General features: G+C 73.7%; 16 protein-coding genes. 6 read left to right on the plus strand and 10 right to left on the minus strand.

All coding sequences use genetic code 11. The annotated features are described in order from the left end of the window. Positions 1-43 precede the first annotated feature (43 nt). The 4 genes from ASG05_RS01645 to ASG05_RS01660 form a co-directional block, all read right to left on the minus strand. Entirely contained in the window at positions 44-859 is an 816-nt protein-coding gene (locus ASG05_RS01645) for a Nif3-like dinuclear metal center hexameric protein (protein ID WP_056256556.1), read from the minus strand. A 9-nt stretch (positions 860-868) separates the two neighbouring features. Continuing rightward, a complete protein-coding gene (locus ASG05_RS01650) occupies positions 869-2,320 on the minus strand; it encodes a hypothetical protein (protein ID WP_157490002.1) in 1,452 nt (483 codons plus the stop codon). Positions 2,321-2,437: 117 nt separating this feature from the next. Continuing rightward, a complete protein-coding gene (locus tag ASG05_RS01655) occupies positions 2,438-3,244 on the minus strand; it encodes an alpha/beta fold hydrolase (RefSeq protein WP_056256560.1) in 807 nt (268 codons plus the stop codon). After that, on the minus strand, positions 3,241-4,380 hold the full coding sequence (locus tag ASG05_RS01660) for an FAD-dependent oxidoreductase (RefSeq protein WP_056256563.1): 1,140 nt from the start codon (positions 4,378-4,380) through the stop codon (positions 3,241-3,243). The genes ASG05_RS01655 and ASG05_RS01660 overlap by 4 nt, the downstream gene beginning before the upstream one ends. 210 nt (positions 4,381-4,590) lie before the next feature. Here ASG05_RS01660 and ASG05_RS01665 point away from each other — a divergent pair, with 210 nt between their 5' ends. The 4 genes from ASG05_RS01665 (at position 4,591) to ASG05_RS01680 (ending at position 10,531) form a co-directional block, all read left to right on the plus strand. Next, positions 4,591-5,490 carry a septum formation family protein gene (locus ASG05_RS01665; protein WP_056256566.1) on the plus strand — a complete coding sequence of 300 codons (900 nt, stop codon included), beginning with the start codon at positions 4,591-4,593 and terminating at the stop codon, positions 5,488-5,490. Between the two features lie 54 nt (positions 5,491-5,544). Then, entirely contained in the window at positions 5,545-7,014 is a 1,470-nt protein-coding gene (cls, locus tag ASG05_RS01670; RefSeq protein WP_056256568.1) for a cardiolipin synthase, read from the plus strand. Between the two features lie 125 nt (positions 7,015-7,139). Further along, a complete protein-coding gene (locus ASG05_RS01675; protein ID WP_056256571.1) occupies positions 7,140-8,525 on the plus strand; it encodes a hypothetical protein in 1,386 nt (461 codons plus the stop codon). A gap of 8 nt (positions 8,526-8,533) precedes the next feature. Next, a complete protein-coding gene (locus tag ASG05_RS01680; RefSeq protein WP_056256575.1) occupies positions 8,534-10,531 on the plus strand; it encodes a VWA domain-containing protein in 1,998 nt (665 codons plus the stop codon). On the opposite strand, the gene ASG05_RS01685 is transcribed toward ASG05_RS01680, so the two are convergent. The 3 genes from ASG05_RS01685 to ASG05_RS01695 are packed head-to-tail and all read right to left on the minus strand — an operon-like array spanning position 10,500 to position 12,631. Further along, a complete protein-coding gene (locus tag ASG05_RS01685) occupies positions 10,500-11,321 on the minus strand; it encodes an SCO1664 family protein (RefSeq protein WP_056256578.1) in 822 nt (273 codons plus the stop codon). The genes ASG05_RS01680 and ASG05_RS01685 overlap by 32 nt on opposite strands. Further along, positions 11,321-11,875 carry a DUF3090 domain-containing protein gene (locus ASG05_RS01690; RefSeq protein ID WP_056256582.1) on the minus strand — a complete coding sequence of 185 codons (555 nt, stop codon included), beginning with the start codon at positions 11,873-11,875 and terminating at the stop codon, positions 11,321-11,323. The genes ASG05_RS01685 and ASG05_RS01690 overlap by 1 nt, the downstream gene beginning before the upstream one ends. A gap of 33 nt (positions 11,876-11,908) precedes the next feature. Then, complete coding sequence (locus ASG05_RS01695) at positions 11,909-12,631, minus strand: histidine phosphatase family protein (protein ID WP_056256585.1); 723 nt, start codon at positions 12,629-12,631, stop codon at positions 11,909-11,911. Between the two features lie 137 nt (positions 12,632-12,768). Between ASG05_RS01695 and ASG05_RS01700 the strand changes: the two genes are divergently transcribed. Further along, positions 12,769-13,173, plus strand: coding sequence for a cupin domain-containing protein (locus ASG05_RS01700; RefSeq protein WP_056256586.1), 405 nt, complete (start codon positions 12,769-12,771; stop codon positions 13,171-13,173). Between the two features lie 129 nt (positions 13,174-13,302). Here the strand turns inward: ASG05_RS01700 and ASG05_RS01705 are convergent, their stop codons facing one another. Together ASG05_RS01705 and ASG05_RS01710 are read right to left on the minus strand one after the other, a co-directional pair. After that, the gene (locus tag ASG05_RS01705) at positions 13,303-14,163 is read right to left on the minus strand and encodes an NAD(P)H-binding protein (RefSeq protein WP_056256591.1); all 861 of its coding nucleotides are present in this window, start codon (positions 14,161-14,163) and stop codon (positions 13,303-13,305) included. 76 nt (positions 14,164-14,239) lie between these two features. Continuing rightward, the gene (locus ASG05_RS01710; RefSeq protein WP_235491355.1) at positions 14,240-15,196 is read right to left on the minus strand and encodes an alpha/beta hydrolase fold domain-containing protein; all 957 of its coding nucleotides are present in this window, start codon (positions 15,194-15,196) and stop codon (positions 14,240-14,242) included. Positions 15,197-15,251: 55 nt separating this feature from the next. On the opposite strand from ASG05_RS01710, the gene ASG05_RS01715 reads away from it, so the two are divergent. After that, positions 15,252-16,772 (plus strand): NAD(P)/FAD-dependent oxidoreductase, encoded by a 1,521-nt coding sequence (locus tag ASG05_RS01715; RefSeq protein WP_235491356.1) that lies wholly within the window; start codon positions 15,252-15,254, stop codon positions 16,770-16,772. A 17-nt stretch (positions 16,773-16,789) separates the two neighbouring features. Here ASG05_RS01715 and ASG05_RS01720 read toward each other — a convergent pair whose 3' ends face one another. Continuing rightward, on the minus strand, positions 16,790-17,458 hold the full coding sequence (locus ASG05_RS01720; protein ID WP_056256592.1) for a response regulator transcription factor: 669 nt from the start codon (positions 17,456-17,458) through the stop codon (positions 16,790-16,792). Between the last annotated feature and the right edge of the window lie 115 nt (positions 17,459-17,573).

Genomic DNA, 17,573 nt, shown 5'->3' on the forward strand with positions numbered 1-17,573 from the left:
GAGGTCGCGCCGCGGGGTCGTCGCGTCGGACGACCCGGGGTGCTCACTGCACGACGGCGAAGTCCCACGGGTCGGTCCGCAGGTCGCTCAGGGTGACCTCGACGTCGTGCAGCTCGAGGCGGAGCTGTGCTGCCGCGGTGTCGAGCCAGAGCCACTCGCTCGCCCAGTGCGACACGTCGACGAGGGCGGGGCCGCGACCGAGTCGCATGAGGTCGCGGGCGTCGGACGCGGGGTGGTGTCGCAGGTCGCTCGTGACGTAGACGTCGGCGGAGAGCACGGCGGGGTCGGCGAGCAGCGAGTCGCCGGCGCCGGCGCAGAGGGCGACCGTCTCGACGACGCGGTCGGCCTCGCCTGCCACGCGGACGCCCGACGCGGTCGGGGGCAGGACGTCGCCGAGCTGACGGGCGAGGGCGACCAGGGTCATGGCGTGCGGCAGGCGCCCGACGATGCCCAGCCCCGTGCCTTCGACCGACCCCGCGACGAGCGGACGCTGCTCGACGAGGCCGAGCTGGTGGGCCAGGACTCGCGAGGTGCCGGTCTCGACGACGTCGGCGTTCGTGTGGGCGGCGACGAGGCCGCACCCCGCCCGGACGAGCCGCGCGACGACGGCACCCTTGGTCGTGTCTTCGGACACCGTCGACACGCCGTGGAAGAGCAGGGGGTGGTGCACGAGCAGCAGGTCGGCACCCATGCCGAGGGCCTCGTCGACCGTGTCGAGCACTGCGTCGACCGCGAGGTGCACGTGGGTCACGGGCTGGTCGGGATCACCGACGACCAGGCCGGGAGAGTCCCACGACGAGGCGCCCGCGAGAGGCCAGAGACGTTCGATGACGGAGTTGACCGAGGCGAGGGTGGACACCTCGACAGCCTAGTCGCGAGCCGTCGAGCGGAACCCCGTGATCATGACCGCGACGATGAACGCGACGACTGCGGCGCCGAGGAGGGCGACGACGACCGAGACCGGCGTCGAGAGGCCGGTGAGGTCGACGGCGCGGACCAGGTAGCCCTGCCAGGCGAACGAACCCAGCTCGCTCAACAGCAGGCCGAAGCCGACCACGGTGCCGAGCACGACCCCGGCCACCACGCCGATCGGGCCGCGGCGGGCGACGCGCGACGCGTCGTCGGGCCGGGTCGAGACGGAGGCCAGGGCGGCCAGGCCGACGATGCCGGTCGTCACGGGGACGGCGACCGTCGCGACGACGGCCGAGGCCACGGCGAGGCCGGGCACGAAGGCCAGCACCACGGCCGCGACGACGAGCAGCAGGGCCGCGGCAGCGACGACGAGCGCCAGGGGGCGACGAAGCAGGGGCGGGACGGGGGCGACGGAGGCGGCCTGCGCGTCGGTGACGGACTGCGCGTCGGTGACCGGCTGCGCGTCGGTGACCGGCTGCGCAACAGGGGCCGACGGGGTCGGCGCGACCAGCGCCTCCTGGTCGGCGGCCGCCTGCTCGTCGGCGTCGTCGGTCGCCGAGGCGGTGACGGCCTGGGGGCCGGTCGGCGCGATCACGGCGGGGGCGTCGGCCGGGGCCGGAGCCGCGGCGGAGTCGGTGGGGGCGGCCGGCGCGTGGCCGGCCTCGACGACGGGTCGGGGTTCGCGCGGTGCCCCGGGGGTGACCACGGGGACGACGCCGGTGAAACGCAGGCGGGTGGCCTCGAGGGCGCGCGTGGCCTCGTCGGTGCCGACGCGGGTGATCTCGTCCTCCCACGAGGCGAAGCGGGCGGCCTCGACCCGGCGCAGGTCGAGCTGGGCCTGGACCACGGCCATGAGGTCGATCGTGGCCGTGTCGTCGAGGCGCTTCTCGACCAGACGGGCGAGCACGTCGTCGTCGAGCGTGAGTCGTTCGGGAGGCTGCGGCAGGCCGTCGGGCACCGACACGGCGAGCACCGGCAGGGTGATCGCCGACGTGTCGACGGAGTGCCGGGCGACGCTCGCGGGGCGGGCCTCGTACGCGTCGGTGGGGACGACGTCGTCGAGGTCGACGTCGGCCCGGTGCGACGGGGTCGAGACCGGACGGGGCTCGCGGTGCGGCGGGCTGACGGGCACCTCGGCGGACGTGGGTGCGGCCGACGCGTGCACGGGTGCCTCGGGGTCGATCTCGGCAGCGGGCGCCTCGACGTCGGTCTCGGCAGCGGGGGCCTCGGGGGCGAGGGTCTGGTTCACGGGGTGGTGCTCCTGGTCGTGCCGGCCCGGCCGGGCGGAACGCTCGGGGGCGGTGTCGTCGAGGGGTGCGACGAACGTCACACGGCGCCGGTGGAACGCGACGTCGTCGTCGGGGGGTGCGATGCCCCCGACGCTCGCGGTCTGCACGTTGTCGGCCATGCTCGGATGGTAGGTGACGAACGGCCGCTGGCCGGGCGGACTCGCCGGTCCGACCGGCACATTCGTCGATCTCGAGGGCTCGGACGGCCGGGTCGGGTGGCGCCGACGTCGGCAGGGTCAGGAGGCGCGGGTCAGGTGGGCGAGCACCTCGCGCGAGACTCCCCGCGAGCCGAGTCCGAGGTGCCCGGACCGCCGGTGCACGGCGAGCGTCGCGTCCGGCAGGCCGGCGACGGTCCGGGCGACGAGGTCGAGGGGGTAGAAGCCGTCCGCTCCCCCGGCCACGACGAGCGTCGGAGCGGTGACCGCCCCGAGGCGGTCGCCCACGTCGAACGAGTCCTCGGCCTCGAGCGTGGCGACGAGGTCGTGGTGACGCTCGCCGACGACGAAGTGGGGCGCGAGTCGGCCGAACCGGCGCAGGAGGTTCGAGGCGGTGACGCCGGTGGTGGTCTGCGCGAGCATGGTCGCCGCGGCCCGCCTCGCGTCGCCGTCGCGGAGGTGTGCCGCCACGCGGCGCTGGGCCTCGCGGCCGTCGTCGCCGAGCCGGTGGGCGGCCGAGACGAGCACCAGCCGACGCACCACCAGCGGGTGGTCGACCGCGAGCTGCAGGGCGATGCTGCCGCCCGTCGAGGTGCCGACGACGTCGATCGGCCCGTCCGAGATCTCGGCGGCGGCGCGGGCGACGTCGCTCGCGAGGTCGTGCATCGTGGTGTCGGGCGGCAGTCCGCGCCGTCGGCCGAGCGTCCACAGCTCGACCTCGTGCGCGAGCGCCGCCGTCTCGAGTCGCAGCAGGGTGCGGTCGAAGGCCGAGGGGTGGTGACGCCCCGGCCCGACGCCCGGCAGCAGGACGGTGGGCGTGCCCTCGCCGCGTCGGACGAACGGCAGGCCACCCACGGTGCCCCGGGTCGTGGCCGGTCGCGGCGTCACGGCCGGCCCAGTCGTCGGAACCTCGCCGGGGCCTCGCCGCCCTCGACGAGGTCGACGAGGATCGAGCCGACGAGCGGCGTGAACTTGAAGCCGTGCCCCGAGAACCCGGCGCCGACCACGACGGGGCCCACCCGGTCGAGGACGAAGTCCTCGTCGTCGGTCGACGTGTAGGTGCAGCTGATCGGGTCGGCCGTCTCGGCGTCGACGCCCGGCAGCCACTCGCGGGCGTAGCGCCGCAACGCGTCGAGCTGCTCGGGGTCGGCCCGGTACGTCCGCCGGTCGGGGTGGACGACCGGCCCCGTGCCGTGCCAGCCCGCCTTGACGCCCTCGCCCGGCGTGAGCATGCCGTAGACCACCCCGGGCCACCACGACTCGGCCGCGGCGTCGGGGTCGGGCCGGTGGTTGAAGCTCGGCCAGACGGCGTCGACGTCGCGGACGGCGAAGTGGGCGGGCTGCTCTTGCGTCACGGTGAGCCTCGGCAGGCGCACGATGCGGCCCACGACGTCGGCGGTCCACGCACCGGCCGTCACGACGACGCGACGGGCGGTGATCTCGGCGTCGGCCGTGACGACGCGCACGCGGTCCGGCCCCTCGACGTGAAGGCCCGTGACGGGCGTCGACCAGAGCAGCCGCGCCCCGTGGGCGACGGCGGCACCGGCGAGGGCACGGAGGGCGTCGGCCGCCCGGATGCGGCCGCTGCCCGGCACGTGCAGCACCTCGGTCTCGAACCGGATGCCCCGCCACCGCTCCCCCGCGTCGACGGGGTCGACCAGTTCGCTCGTCACGCCCGCTTCGGCGTGCAGCGCCCGCATGCGGCGGAGCATGGCGGGGCGACCGTGGTTCACGACCCCCACGAGGTCGAGCAGGGGGGTGCCGGTCTCGTCGGCCAGCGCGTCCCACCGCACCCGCGCCTCCTCGGCGAGGGCGACGTAGTCGGCGTCGTCGTAGGCCAGGTTGAGGTTGCGCGTCGCACCGTGCGAGGCGCCGCGGTGGTGCCCCTGCTCGAACCGTTCGACGAGGACGACCTCGTGGCCTCGCGACGCGGCCTGCCAGGCCGTCGCGAGCCCCATGGCCCCACCGCCCACGACGACCAGGTCGACGTCGGCACGGGACGGGCGCGAGTCACCGGCGGGCATCCCCCGAGCATAGGAGGCGCGGTGCGGCACCGCCCGTCGCCTCGCGTCGGCCGGACGCCCCCACCTGTGCCCCACCCACGGGGGCTGCTGCGGCGTCGCCGCGTGCCGGTAGCATCCGACGACGGCCGCCGCGGGACGCGGTCCGCGCGACAGCAGGGGGACCACGTGGACCGACCGGACGACCAGGCAGCGACACCGGGGCACCAGGGCGTGACGCCCGCATCGGACGTGGCGGAGTGGCTCGTGCAGCGGTTCGGGCCGCTCGAGATGCGCGTGCTGCCGAGCGACTACCCCGTGGGAGGCGTCGACGCGACCGACGGGGGCCACCCCGAGATGGTGCGCGTCCGCCTCGGCACGACCGAGTTCGTCGACCTGGCGCACGACGGGTCGCACTGGTTCGCCGTGCCGCTGCGCATCGACGCGGCCGGGCCCACGCCGCTCGACCAGCGCCGGCGGGACCCCCTCGGCGTCGGCGTGGGCGACGGGACGCCCGCCGTGCTCGACGCGGCCACGGGCTCGGTCCGCCACTGGGCCGCCCTCGTGCCGCCGGAGTCCCGTCTGGGGACGGCCTGGCCCGCTCCCCAGACGTTCGCGTCGTCGACCGCGGCGGACGCACCGTCGTCGGGCAACCGACGCGGGGTGCTGTTCGGCGTGCTGGGCGCGGTGGGCGTCCTCGCCTTCGGTGCCGTCTGCTTCGCGATGTACCAGGCCAACGGCGGTGACGCCGCCCTCGTCGAGACCGGGTCCGAGCTGGTGACCGAACTCACCACCGGGGACTGCTTCGACATGACCGACGGCCTCGACGAGACGCTCCAGACCTTCGTCGACGTGACCGCCTGCGGCGAGATGCACCACTTCGAGGTGTTCGCCGAGCCGATCCTGGACGACGTGTCGTTCCCGGGAGACGACGAGGTGACCCGTCTCGGCGACGAGGCCTGCTACGAGTCGTTCGCCGGGTACGTCGGGTCGTCGTGGGAGGACTCGGACCTCGACTACGGCTGGCTGACGCCGACCGAGGACTCGTGGAGCACCGGGGACCGCGAGGTCACCTGCTACCTCATGACGGATCCCGAGGGCGAGGCGGCGAGCCTCGCGGGCAGCGGGCGCTGACCTCCCCGGTGACGGGGGCGGCCCCGGGTGCCCTCGACCTGCCATGATCGGCGGATGACCTGGCGCAAGCTCCTCAAGGCCTTCCCCACCGTGATCCTGGTGGTCGACATCCTCATCCGGATCGTGTCGGTGGCGGTCGTGCCGCGCAACCGGCGCCCGAGCTCGGCCATGGCGTGGCTGATGGCCATCTTCGTCGCCCCCATCCCCGGCAGCGTGCTCTACGCGCTGCTCGGCAGCTCGAAGCTGCCGAAGGACCGCCGTGACAAGCAGCGCGAGATCAACTCGCTCATCCTCGAGAACACCCAGGGCCTCGACAACCGGGTGCCGACCGACACCCAGCCGCCCTGGTTCGGCACGGTGGTCCAACTGAACCGCACACTCGGCGCGATGCCCTTGATCCCCGGCAACGCGACCCGGCTGCTGCCGGACTACGCCACGTCGATCGCGGCGATGACCGAGGCGGTCGACGCGGCCGAGCGGTACGTGCACGTCGAGTTCTACATCTTCACCCGCGACGAGTCGACCTTCTTGTTCTTCGACGCCTTGAAGCGTGCCCACGACCGCGGCGTCAAGGTGCGGGTGCTGTACGACCACTGGGCGACCATCCGCAACCCGCAGGGCCGTGTGACGCGCACGTGGCTGCGCGAGAACGACATCCGCTTCGAGGAGATGCTGCCCTTCCACCCCACCAAGGGCATGTGGCGGCGGCCCGACCTCCGCAACCACCGCAAGATCGTCGTCGTCGACGGCGACGTGGCCTTCACCGGCTCGCAGAACATGACCGACCCGAGCTACAACAAGCGCGGCAACATGCGGCGCGGTCTGCAGTGGAAGGACCTCATGGTGCGCCTCGACGGGCCCGCCGCGATCGGCCTCAACGCCCTGTTCATCACCGACTGGTACAGCGAGACCGACGAGCTGCCGACGGACGCCCAGGCCGGGCCCCGCGTCGAACCGCGCACGGGTGATGACGCCTACGAGTGCCAGGTCGTCCCGAGCGGGCCGGGGTTCGACGGCGAGAACAACCTGAGGCTGTTCAACGCCCTGGTCTACGGCGCGCAGGAGCGCCTGATCATCGCCAGCCCCTATTTCGTGCCCGACGACTCGATGCTCTACGCCATCACGACGGCCGCCGAGCGCGGGGTCGACGTCCAGTTGTTCGCCTGCGAGGTCGCCGACCAGTTCCTCGTGTACCACGCCCAGCGGTCGTACTACGAGACGCTGCTGCGCGCCGGGGTGCGCATCTTCTTGTACGAGAAGCCGATCGTGCTGCACTCGAAGCACTTCACGGTCGACGACGACGTGGCCGTGATCGGCTCGAGCAACATGGACATGCGGTCGTTCAGCCTCAACTTCGAGGTGTCCCTCATGGTGCGGGGTGCCGGGTTCGTCGAGCAGGTACGCGAGATCGAAGAGGACTACCGCGCGAAGTCGCACGAGATCACCCTCGCCGGCTGGCTGACCCGACCCGCCCCCCTGCAGGTGCTCGACAACGTCGCGCGTCTGACCGCAGCGGTGCAGTAGCGACGTCCGGGCCGGTCCGCCGACCGCCGTCACGCGACGGATGTCGTCGAATCGTGACGTCACGGCAAGCTCGCAGGAGGCGCCCCTCGCCAGTGCGGGGCAGGGAGCGTAGCGTCACCGGGGTGATGCCTCCCTCCGTGAGAACAGTCGGCGAGCTCAGGCGCTCGGGCCACGTCCCGAAGCCCCTCCGCACCGAGATCCGAGACAACCTGCTCGACGCCCTGCGGGAGGGCCGCGACCCCTGGCCCGGGCTCCACGGCTTCGAGTCGACGGTCATCCCCCAACTCGAGCGGGCCCTGATCGCCGGTCACGACGTCGTGCTCCTGGGTGAGCGCGGCCAGGGCAAGACCCGGCTGCTGCGCACCCTCGCGGGCCTGCTCGACGAGTGGTCGCCCGTCATCGAGGGGTCCGAGCTCGGCGAGCACCCGTTCGAGCCGATCACGACCGAGAGCCGTCGCCGGGCGGCCGAGCTCGGGGACGACCTGCCGGTCGCCTGGCGGGGCCGCGACGAGCGGTACGTCGAGAAGCTCGCGACACCCGACACGAGCGTCGCCGACCTCATCGGCGACGTCGACCCGATGCGCGTGGCCGAGGGCCGCAGCCTCGGCGACCCCGAGACGATCCACTTCGGGCTCATCCCGCGCGGACACCGCGGGATCGTCGCGGTCAACGAACTGCCCGACCTCGCCGAACGCATCCAGGTGGCGATGCTCAACGTGATGGAGGAGCGCGACATCCAGATCCGCGGGTACGTGCTGCGCCTGCCGCTCGACGTGCTCGTCGTCGCCAGCGCCAACCCCGAGGACTACACCAACCGCGGGCGCATCATCACGCCCCTGAAGGACCGCTTCGGGGCCGAGATCCGCACGCACTACCCGACCGAGCTGGTCGACGAGGTCGCGGTCGTCCGACAGGAGGCCGACCTCGTCGCCGAGGTGCCCGACCACCTCGTCGAGATCCTGGCCCGCTTCACGCGGGCCCTCCGTGAGTCGCCGTCGGTCGACCAGCGCAGCGGCGTCAGCGCCCGGTTCGCCATCGCCGGGGCCGAGACCATCGCCGCCGCCGCGCTGCACCGGGCGACCCGTCAGGGCGAGGACGTGGCGGTGGCGCGCCCGATCGACCTCGAGACCGCGGTCGACGTGCTCGGCGGCAAGATCGAGTTCGAATCGGGCGAAGAGGACCGGGCAGAGGAGGTGCTCGAGCACCTGCTGAGGTCGGCGACGGCCGAGACGGTGCGCGCGCACTTCAGGGGCCTGGACTTCGACGCCCTCGTCGACGCCCTCGAGTCGGGTGTCATGGTGACCACCGGCGAGCAGGTGACCGCCCGGGACTTCCTGGCGGGGCTGCCCTCGCTCGGCGAGAACGACCTCTACGACCGGGTGGCGGAGCGCCTCGGCGCGACGTCCGACGGCGCCCGAGCGGGTGCGGTCGAGCTCGCGCTCGAAGGCCTCTTCCTGGCCCGGCGGGTCAGCAAGGAGAGCGGCGACGGTGAAGCGGCCTACGGGTTCTGAGGTGCGACGTGGCCAGGAGTAACCGGCGGCTGCACCGGGCCGCGCGCTACCAGGCGTACGCCGACGGCCCCGACCCGCTCGCGCCTCCTGCTGACCTCTCGGACGCGCTCGACGCCGTCGGGCGCGACGTCATGGCGGGCACGAGTGCCGAGGCCGCGCTGCGGGAGTTCCTGCGCCGCGGGGGGAAGGACCAGACCGGTCTCGACGACCTCGCCCGCCAGGTCGCCGAACGCCGCAGGGCCCTGACCCGCGACCACCACCTCGACGGCACCCTGCAGGAGGTCCGCGAGCTGCTCGACCGGGCGGTCCGAGCCGAACGGGCCCAGCTCGCCCGCGACGTCGACCTCGACGACGGCGATCGCGCGCTGGCCCAGCTGCAGCTCGACAGCCTGCCGCCGTCCCCGGCCGGGGCGGTCGCCGAGCTGTCCGACTACCGGTGGCAGAGCGGCGAGGCCCGACAGGCCTACGAGCAGATCAAGGACCTCCTCGGTCGCGAGATGCTCGACCAGCGCTTCGCCGGCATGAAGGGCGCCCTCGAGAACGCGACCGACGCCGACCGCGAGGCCGTCGCCGAGATGCTGCGCGACCTCAACGACCTGCTCGACGCCCACGCCCTCGGCGACGACACCCCCGAGCAGTTCGACGACTTCATGGCGAAGCACGGGGCGTCCTTCCCCGAGCAGCCGGGCGACGTCGACGAGCTGATCGACGCGCTGGCCGCCCGCGCCGCCGCCGCCCAGCGCCTCCGCAACTCGATGACGGCCGAGCAACGAGCCGAGCTCGACGCGTTGGCCCAGCAGGCCTTCGGCTCCCCCGACCTGATGCAGTCGCTCGAACAGCTCGACGGCACCCTGCGCTCGTTGCGACCGGGCCAGGACTGGGGCGGCTCCGAGGGCATGGACGGCGAACAGGGCCTCGGGCTCGGTGACGGCACCGGCGTCTTCCAGGACCTCGCCGACCTCGACGCGCTCGCCGAACAGCTCGCCCAGCAGTCCCGCGGGTCGACGCTCGACGACGTCGACGTCGACGCCCTGAGGCGCCAGTTGGGCGAGCAGGCCGCCGTCGACGCCGCCGCGCTGCGACGACTCGAGAAGGCGCTGCGCGACTCGGGAGCCCTCCGGCGTCGGGCCGACGGCACGCTGGCGCTCACGCCGCGGGCCATGCGCCAGCTCGGCAAGGACCTCCTGCGCGACGTCGCCACCAAGCTGTCCGGACGATCCGGGAGGCGCGAGCTGCGGTCCGCCGGAGCGCTCGGCGACCGCTCCGGCGCGAGTCGCGAGTGGGCTTTCGGCGACACCGAGCCGTGGGACGTGACGCGGACGATCACCAACGCCGTCACCCGGACCGCGGCCGAGGGGGCCCGGACGGACGCCGGGGTGCGCATCGAGATCGGCGACGTCGAGGTGCACGAGACCGACGCCCGGACCCAGGCCTGCGTCGCCCTGCTCGTCGACACGTCGTTCTCGATGGCGATGGAGGACCGCTGGGTGCCGATGAAGCGCACCGCGCTGGCCCTGCACACCCTGATCACGTCGCGCTTCCGGGGCGACGACCTCCAGCTGATCGGCTTCGGACGGCACGCGGAGGTGATGCCGATCGAGCAGCTCGTCGCCCTCGATGCGAAGTGGGAGAAGGGCACGAACCTGCACCACGCGCTGCTGCTGGCGAACCGGCACTTCCGCAAGCACCCGACGGCGCAACCCGTGCTGCTGATCGTCACCGACGGCGAGCCGACCTCGCACCTCGAACCCGGGGGCGAGGTGTTCTTCGACTACCCGCCGCACCCCGTGACGATCCTGCGGGCGGTCGAGCAGCTCGACGTCGCCCGCCGACTCGGCGCGCACACCAGCTTCTTCCGCCTCGGCGACGATCCGGGCCTGGCACGGTTCGTCGACGGGATGGCCCGCCGGGTGGACGGCACCGTGGTGGCGCCGGACGTCGACGACCTCGGTGCCGCGGTCGTGGGGTCGTACGTCAGAACAAGGGCCACGGAACCGCCGGCATAGGGCCGTGCGGCTCGGGGAAGACCCCTGCGGCGAGCAGTCGGTCGCAGCGGTCGTCGAGGGCCTCGAGCTCGTCGGCGGTGACGAGCGGGCTAAGGGCGGCACCCAGGGCGCCCGAGAGACCCGACCGGACGCGGGCGACGCCTTCGGCCTCCGACGCGGTCAGAGGGTCGCCGACCCAGCCCCACAGCACCGTGCGCAGCTTGTGCTCCGCGTGGAAGGTGAGACCGTGGTCGACGCCGAACCGCCGCCCGTCGGGCAGCGCGAGCACGTGGGCGCCCTTGCGGTCGGCGTTGTTGACCACGACGTCGAAGACGGCCATGCGTCGGAGCGCCTCGGTGTCCTCGTGGATCAGGGCCACGGGCCCGTCGTCGCCGTCCCCCTCGAGGACGAGGCGCCAGCCGTCGTCGGGCAGGTCGTCGACCGGGACGAGGTCGACGGCGTCGTGCTCGGGGTCGACGTCCTGCCAGAGCTGCACCATGCCCTCACCGAGCGGACCGTCGCGCAGCCAGGTGCGGGGCACGACGTCCCAGCCCAGGGCCTCGGAGACGAGGTAGGCCGCCACCTCGCGGTCGGCGAGCCGACCGTCGGGGAAGTCCCAGAGCGGCCGTTCGCCGGCCACCGGCTTGTAGATGACCGACACGTCGCCCAGGCGGGCCAGGAACGACGCGTTCGACGCCGTGCGGATCCGACCGGTGAGCTCGAGCTCGACGTCGTCCGACGCGACGGGGCCGGCATCGGTGCCCGCGCCGGGCTCGTCGACCTCGGCGTCGTCCGACGGCGCCGACGACATCAGAGGTCGCCGGGCAGGACGCAGACGTGGCCCTCTGGGTCGATCGGCTGACCGCAGAACGGGCACAGGGGACGCCCCGCGCCGACGATCTCGAGGGTGCGTGCCGCGAACGCGCGGGCCGTGCCGACGGGGATGCGGACGACCATGACCTCGTCGGGCTCCACCTCGGTCTCGTCGTCGAGCTCGGCGTCGTCGTCGACCTCGACGAGCGGGAACGCCTCGATGACCACCTGGGCGGTCGACGGATCCCAGCCGAGGCTGAGCGCTCCGGCACGGAACTCGGGTTCGACGGGCTGGTCGAGGGGCTCGTTGTCGACGAGTTCGACCGGGATGCCCGTGGGCACGCTGACCGGGTTGCCGTCGGCGGCCATCACCTGGTCGAGGATCTCGTCGATCTTCTCGGCGAGGGCGGCGGACTGCATCTTTTCGAGCCCGACGCTGGTGACGCGGGCCCCGTCACGGGCCTGGAGGTAGAACGCGCGGGCGCCGGGGCGGCCGACGGTGCCGACGACGACGCGATCCGGCCAGTCGAAGGCATGGACGATGGAGGGCATGCGTCGAGTCTACGAGCGGCCCGACGCGGGCGCTCAGGTCGCGGCAGGCTGCCCGGCGTCACCGTCGTGACCGGCCGGACCCGCGCCTCCTCCGACGGCCGCGTCGGCTGCCGGAGCCGCCTGTCGCAGCCACGAGAGGTCGCCCGAGTCGGTGTTCGTCGCGACGACGTCGGGGCGGTTCGGTCCGTAGCGCACGATCGACACCGAGGCGGGACCGACGGAGATGCGCTGGAAGAGGTCGAGGTGCATGCCGTAGGCGTCGGCCAGGATCGACTTGATGATGTCGCCGTGGCTGACGGCGACCCAGACGGCGCCGGGGCCGTGCTCGGCCTCGAACGCCGCGTCGTGTCGACGGACCGCGGCGACCGCCCTCGACTGCATGGTCAGCAGCGACTCACCGCCGGGGAAGACCGCGGCCGAGGGCTGGTTCTGCACCACCGACCAGAGGGGCTCGGTCGAGAGGTCCTTGAGCGGCCGGCCCTGCCAGTCGCCGTAGTCGCACTCGGTGATGCCGCGGTCGATCGGCGTCGTCGGTGCCGCGGTCTGACGGTCGAGGATCGCCCGCGCCGTCTGGCGGCACCGTTCGAGCGGGCTCGACACGACGCCGACGAGCGGGACGACCGCGAGGCGCTCGGCCGTGCGCCGCGCCTGCTCGCGACCGACGTCGTCGAGCCGGACGCCGGCCGTCCGTCCGGCGAGCACGCCGCTCGCGTTGGCGGTGGTGCGTCCGTGCCGGACGAGGACGAGGGTGGCCATGCCCCGAGCCTAGACACCCGCGGGCCGCGCCAGCCCCGGTCCGCCGGCTCGGCGGCACCGCTGAGGGGGCACGACGGTGCCTCTCTCACCCGGCGACCCGGGCCTAGCGTCGAGGCACCGACACGGGAAGGACCACCATGCAGATCGAACCCACCACCCCCACCGTCAAGAACCCGCCCGAGCAGTTCGCGGGCGACGTCTGGCTCGACGTGATCGCCGCGCCGCACACCGACGACCAGCGCATGACCGTCGCCACGGTCCGCTTCGCCCCGGGCGCCCGGACCGCCTGGCACTCGCACGCCCGGGGCCAGTACCTGCGGGTCACGGCCGGCGTCGCGCGCTTCGGCGACCGCGACGGCACCGTCCACGAGGTGCACCCGGGCCAGACGATCTACACCCCGCCCGGGCAGGACCACTGGCACGCCGCCGGGGGCGACGGCTTCATGGAGCACATCGCGATGCTCGAGGCCGGCGACGACCCGGCCACGACCACGACGTGGCTCGAGCACGTCTCGGACGACGACCTGGCGGGTCGCGTGTGAGCGGGCGCCCGCTCGCGGCCTTCGTCCCCCGGCTGATCGGCTGATCGGCGCGTCGGTCGAGGGAGGACGAGGAGGCGCGGTGCCGGGGCGACCGACACCGCGCCTCCTCGGGACTCCCGGCTTCTCGGGCTACTCGGCCGAGGCGGCGCGGAGGCCCTCGACCAGCGGCGTGGTCGGGCGGCCGATCAACGCCCGGAGGTCACCGCTCGTCTCGGCGAGCAGTCCGTCGCGGATGTTGCCGTCGAGGGCGACGACGAAGCCGACCGTGCCCTCGTCGAGGCCGGCGCCGCGCAGGCGCTCGGCGTGCTGCTCGGGCGTGAGCGACTCGTAGCGGACGGGCGTGCCGGTGATGCCCGCGACGGCCTCGGCCAGCTCGTCCCAGTTCCAGGCGTGGTCGCCCGACAGCTCGAAGACCCGCCCCGCGGTCGAGTCGTCGAGGGCGGCGACCGCCGCGGCCTCGGCGTAGTCGCGGCGGCTGGCGCTCGCGACGCGGCCGTCGCCCACGCTCGCGGAGACGACGCCCGACTCACGGGCCGTGGCGACCTCGCCGGCGTAGTTCTCGGTGTACCAGCCGTTGCGCAGGACGGTCGCGGGCACGCCGGAGGCGGCCAGGTGCTCTTCGGTCGCCTTGTGCTCGGGCGCCAGCACGAGGGCCGAGGTCGTGGCTTTGGGTGCACTCGTGTAGACGACGCGGGCGGCCCCGGCGGCCTTCGCGGCGTCGACGACGGCGGCGTGCTGCGCCACGCGCTGCCCCACGGCGTCGCTCGAGACGAGCACCACCACGTCTCCGGCGCCGATGACGGCCGCGACGGTGTCGGGTCGCGTGTAGTCGAGCTCGGCGGTGCGGACGCCGCGGTCGGCGAGGTCGGCCAGCTTCGAGACGTCGCGCGACGTGGCGACGACGCTCTCGGGGGCGGCTCCGCGGGCGAGGAGGGCCTCGACGACGAGGCGGCCGAGCTGACCGGAGGCGGCAGTGACGATCGTGGACATGGTGTTCCTTTCGGTTGCGTGCCCGGGACAACGACGAAGGTGGGCCCCGTCTTCCCGGTTCGGCGGCCTCGGCGCCTCAGCGACCGAACGACCGCCGGAGGGTCCGCACGATGGCGGCCCGCGCCTCCCGGCCCGAGCGCGTCGGCAGCAGCGGATACGCGTGCACGTCGCCCTCGCCCTCGTGCCACTCGAGGGCGACGCCCGCCCGGGCCGCCTGCTCGCGGAGGAGGTGCGCGTCGGGGTTGAGGACGTCCCGCGTGCCCGTGAACACCGTCACCGCTCCCAGCCCCGTCAGGTCGCCGAAAATCGGGCTGACCGTGGGGTGCCCGAGGTCGAGCGAGCCGCGCCAGTGCTCGGCCAGCACGCGACCGCCGGGCGTCCCGAGCCACGGGTCGGTCGGCTGCACCTCGGGGATGCGCGGGTTGCTCCAGGTCAGGTCGAGCGCCGGGGCGATCAGCACCGTGTTCGCCACGACGACGCCTGCGTCCCGCAGCGACAGGGCCGCCGAGAGCACGATCTGACCGCCGGCCGAGTCCCCCGCGAGGGCGACCGGGCCGTCGGCCGAGGTGACCAGGTCGACGATGCCGACCCGCGCCTCCTCGGCGGTGCCGAAGGGCACCAGCGGGTAGATCGGCAGGACGACGGTCGCGCCCACCTCGGCGGCGAGCTGCGCGGCGAGGTGCCAGTGCTGCGAGACAATCTCGCCCACCCAGCCACCGCCGTGCGCGTAGACGACGGTGCCGTGCGAGGCGCCGTCACGCCGGGTGATCGTGTAGACCGGCCAGCCGCCGCGCTGCGCGACGTCGACGCGGACGTCGTCGCGCAGGGTCGCCGGCGGGCCGAACGGAGCCGGTCGCAACGAGCGCTGCCGGATGCGCCGGCGAGCGCCCGCGGCGGTGACGAAGGTGCGGTTCGCGTGCGTCGCCCGCAAGAAGACGGGGACGAGCGCGCGGGGCAGGACGAGCCTCGCGGCCAGGGGCACGCGGACCCCCGAGGAGGCGCCGGCGGGTTCACGGGACGGGCTCGGCTTCACGGCCGCGACGCTACTCGCGCTCGCCGTGGTGAGCACCGCGAGGACCGTCGGTCCCGTGGACGGCCCCGACGTCGAGGCGCGACGCCCCCTGGCCCCGGGGGCGTCCGGGCCGCCGCGCATGTGCGGCTGGTTGAGTGCACCCGAACGTTCGACCGCACGAAGGGGCAGGCAGCACACGGGCATCTCGGAGAAGGACTACGACGTCGCCGTCATCGGCGCGGGCCCCGCGGGCACCGCCGCGGCCCTGCGCGCGGCCGAGCTCGGGGCACGGGTCGTCGTCCTCGAGGCGGCACGCGTCGGCGGCACCTGCGTCAACACCGGGTGCGTGCCCACGCGGGTGCTCGCCAAGACGGCGCGGCTGATCCGCGAGACCCGGCACGCCGACGTCTACGGCGTCGACGTCGCTCCCCCGACGATCGACTGGGCGTCGACCGTCGCCCGCGTCCGGGAGCGCGTCGACCGGGTGCGCTCGATCAAGCGCGAGGCCGACCGCTTCGAGGCCGCCGGCGTCGAGCTGGTCCACGAGGGCCGCGCCCGGTTCGTCGACGACAGCACCCTCGTCCTCGACAGCGGGCGGACGATCTCGGCGGAGTCGATCCTGATCTGCGTCGGAGGGCACTCGCGACGGCTGCCCGTCCCCGGTGCCGAACTCGCCACGGTGCCCGAGGACGTCCTCGACCTGCCGACCCTGCCGCGCCGGGTGGCCGTGATCGGCGCGGGCAACACGGGTGCCCAACTGGTGACCGTCTTCGACGCCTTCGGCAGCGACGTGACGTTGCTCGACCTCGCCCCTCGCGTGCTGATGGCGTCGGACGCCTCGATCTCGGAGGTCGTCGCCGGGGCGTTCGCCGAACAGGGCATCGACGTGCGGACCGGCATCGACGGCGTCGAGAGCCTCGCCCGCGCCGAGGACGGCTCGATCACGCTGACCTGGCGGCAGGACGACGACACGCTCTCGGCCGACTTCGACGTCGTCGTCATGGCCACCGGCTGGCCGGCCGACGTGGACGACCTCGGGCTCGAGAACGCCGGCATCGAGGTGGTCCGCTCGTCGATCCCCGCCGACCGGTACTTCCGGACGGTGGTGCCGCACGTGTTCGCGGTCGGCGACGCCAACGGCCGCGACATGCTCGTGCAGGCGGCACAGTTCGAGGGCGAGGCGGCGGCCGAGAACGCCGTCCTCGGGGCGAACCGTCGGACGCCGCACCACCTGCTGCCCGCCGGCGGGTTCACCGACCCCGACTACGCCGGCGTCGGCCTCACCGAGGAGCAGGCCCGCGAGGCGGACGAGGACTGCGTCGTCGTCACGATCCCGTACTCGAGCGTGGACCGCGCCGTGATCGACGATCGCGAGACCGGGTTCCTCAAGCTGATCGCCGACCGACGTCGCGACCTGGTGCTCGGCGCCCACGCCGTCGGCGAGAGCGCCGTCGAGGTCGTCCAGGCGGTCACCACCGCCATGGCGGGCGGCGTCGACGTCGCGACCCTGGCCGACGTCCGGTTCGCCTACCCGACCTACAGCGCCGTGATCGGCATGGCCGCCCGGGCCGTGCTCGCCACCGGCACAGACCGGTAGGAGGCGCGGGTCACGGCTCAGGGACCGCCCAGCCAGTGGTCGATGCGGTGGTGGTCGGGGCGGAAGCCGTTCTCGACGCCCCACAGCACGGCCTGCGTGCGGCTCGTGGCGCCGATCCGTCGGTAGACCGAGCGGATGTACGACTTGACCGTGTTCGGGCTCAGGTAGGTCAGCGCCGCGACCTCGGCGTTGCTCTTGCCCTGGGTGATGAGGGCCAGGATCTCGGATTCGCGGTCGGTGATGCCCTCGCCGCGACCGGGCCAGTCGAGGCCCGGCGCGCTCGGCGCCCGGCCCCGCACGTCGCTGACGACCTGCTCGCCGCGGTGGACCGCCTCGAGCGCCTCGACGAGCTCGCGCGCGGTGAGGGTCTTCGACAGGTAGCCGTGCACGCCCTGCGCCAGGGCCGCCTCGACGAGCTCGGGGTGGAAGTTCCAGGTGTAGACGACGACCTTGCCTGCTGCGGGGTTGGCGACGAGCTCGGCGAGTTCGTGGTGGTCGGACTCGGGCTGGGCGAAGGAGTCGTAGAGCACGACGTCGACCCGGTCGGACAGCGCCGTCGTCGCGTCGATCTCGGCCACGACCACCCGGTCGCGGTACCGGTCGAAGAGGTGCGCGAGACCGGCGAGCACGACGTCGTAGTCGTCGACGAGGGCGACGGTGATCGATCGGGTCGGTGCGAGGGGCATGACGACACCATCCCACCCCGAGGGGTGTGCCGCCACCTCCCCAGGGGTGGTCTGCTGTGTCATGCGACGCCAGGGCACCGCCGGTGCCCGTCGCTCCCCTCCTGGAAGGAGAAGA

This window comes from Frigoribacterium sp. Leaf186 (assembly GCF_001423905.1).
Taxonomy (GTDB): Bacteria; Actinomycetota; Actinomycetes; order Actinomycetales; family Microbacteriaceae; genus Frigoribacterium.

Coding starts and splice junctions, on each gene's coding strand:
- ASG05_RS01650 (WP_157490002.1), bottom strand. CDS start 2,320: ATGGCCGACAACGTGCAGACCGCGAGCGTCGGGGGCATCGCACCCCCC.
- ASG05_RS01660 (WP_056256563.1), bottom strand. CDS start 4,380: ATGCCCGCCGGTGACTCGCGCCCGTCCCGTGCCGACGTCGACCTGGTC.
- cls (WP_056256568.1), top strand. CDS start 5,545: ATGACCTGGCGCAAGCTCCTCAAGGCCTTCCCCACCGTGATCCTGGTG.
- ASG05_RS01675 (WP_056256571.1), top strand. CDS start 7,140: ATGCCTCCCTCCGTGAGAACAGTCGGCGAGCTCAGGCGCTCGGGCCAC.
- ASG05_RS01685 (WP_056256578.1), bottom strand. CDS start 11,321: ATGTCGTCGGCGCCGTCGGACGACGCCGAGGTCGACGAGCCCGGCGCG.
- ASG05_RS01690 (WP_056256582.1), bottom strand. CDS start 11,875: ATGCCCTCCATCGTCCATGCCTTCGACTGGCCGGATCGCGTCGTCGTC.
- ASG05_RS01695 (WP_056256585.1), bottom strand. CDS start 12,631: ATGGCCACCCTCGTCCTCGTCCGGCACGGACGCACCACCGCCAACGCG.
- ASG05_RS01700 (WP_056256586.1), top strand. CDS start 12,769: ATGCAGATCGAACCCACCACCCCCACCGTCAAGAACCCGCCCGAGCAG.
- ASG05_RS01705 (WP_056256591.1), bottom strand. CDS start 14,163: ATGTCCACGATCGTCACTGCCGCCTCCGGTCAGCTCGGCCGCCTCGTC.
- ASG05_RS01720 (WP_056256592.1), bottom strand. CDS start 17,458: ATGCCCCTCGCACCGACCCGATCGATCACCGTCGCCCTCGTCGACGAC.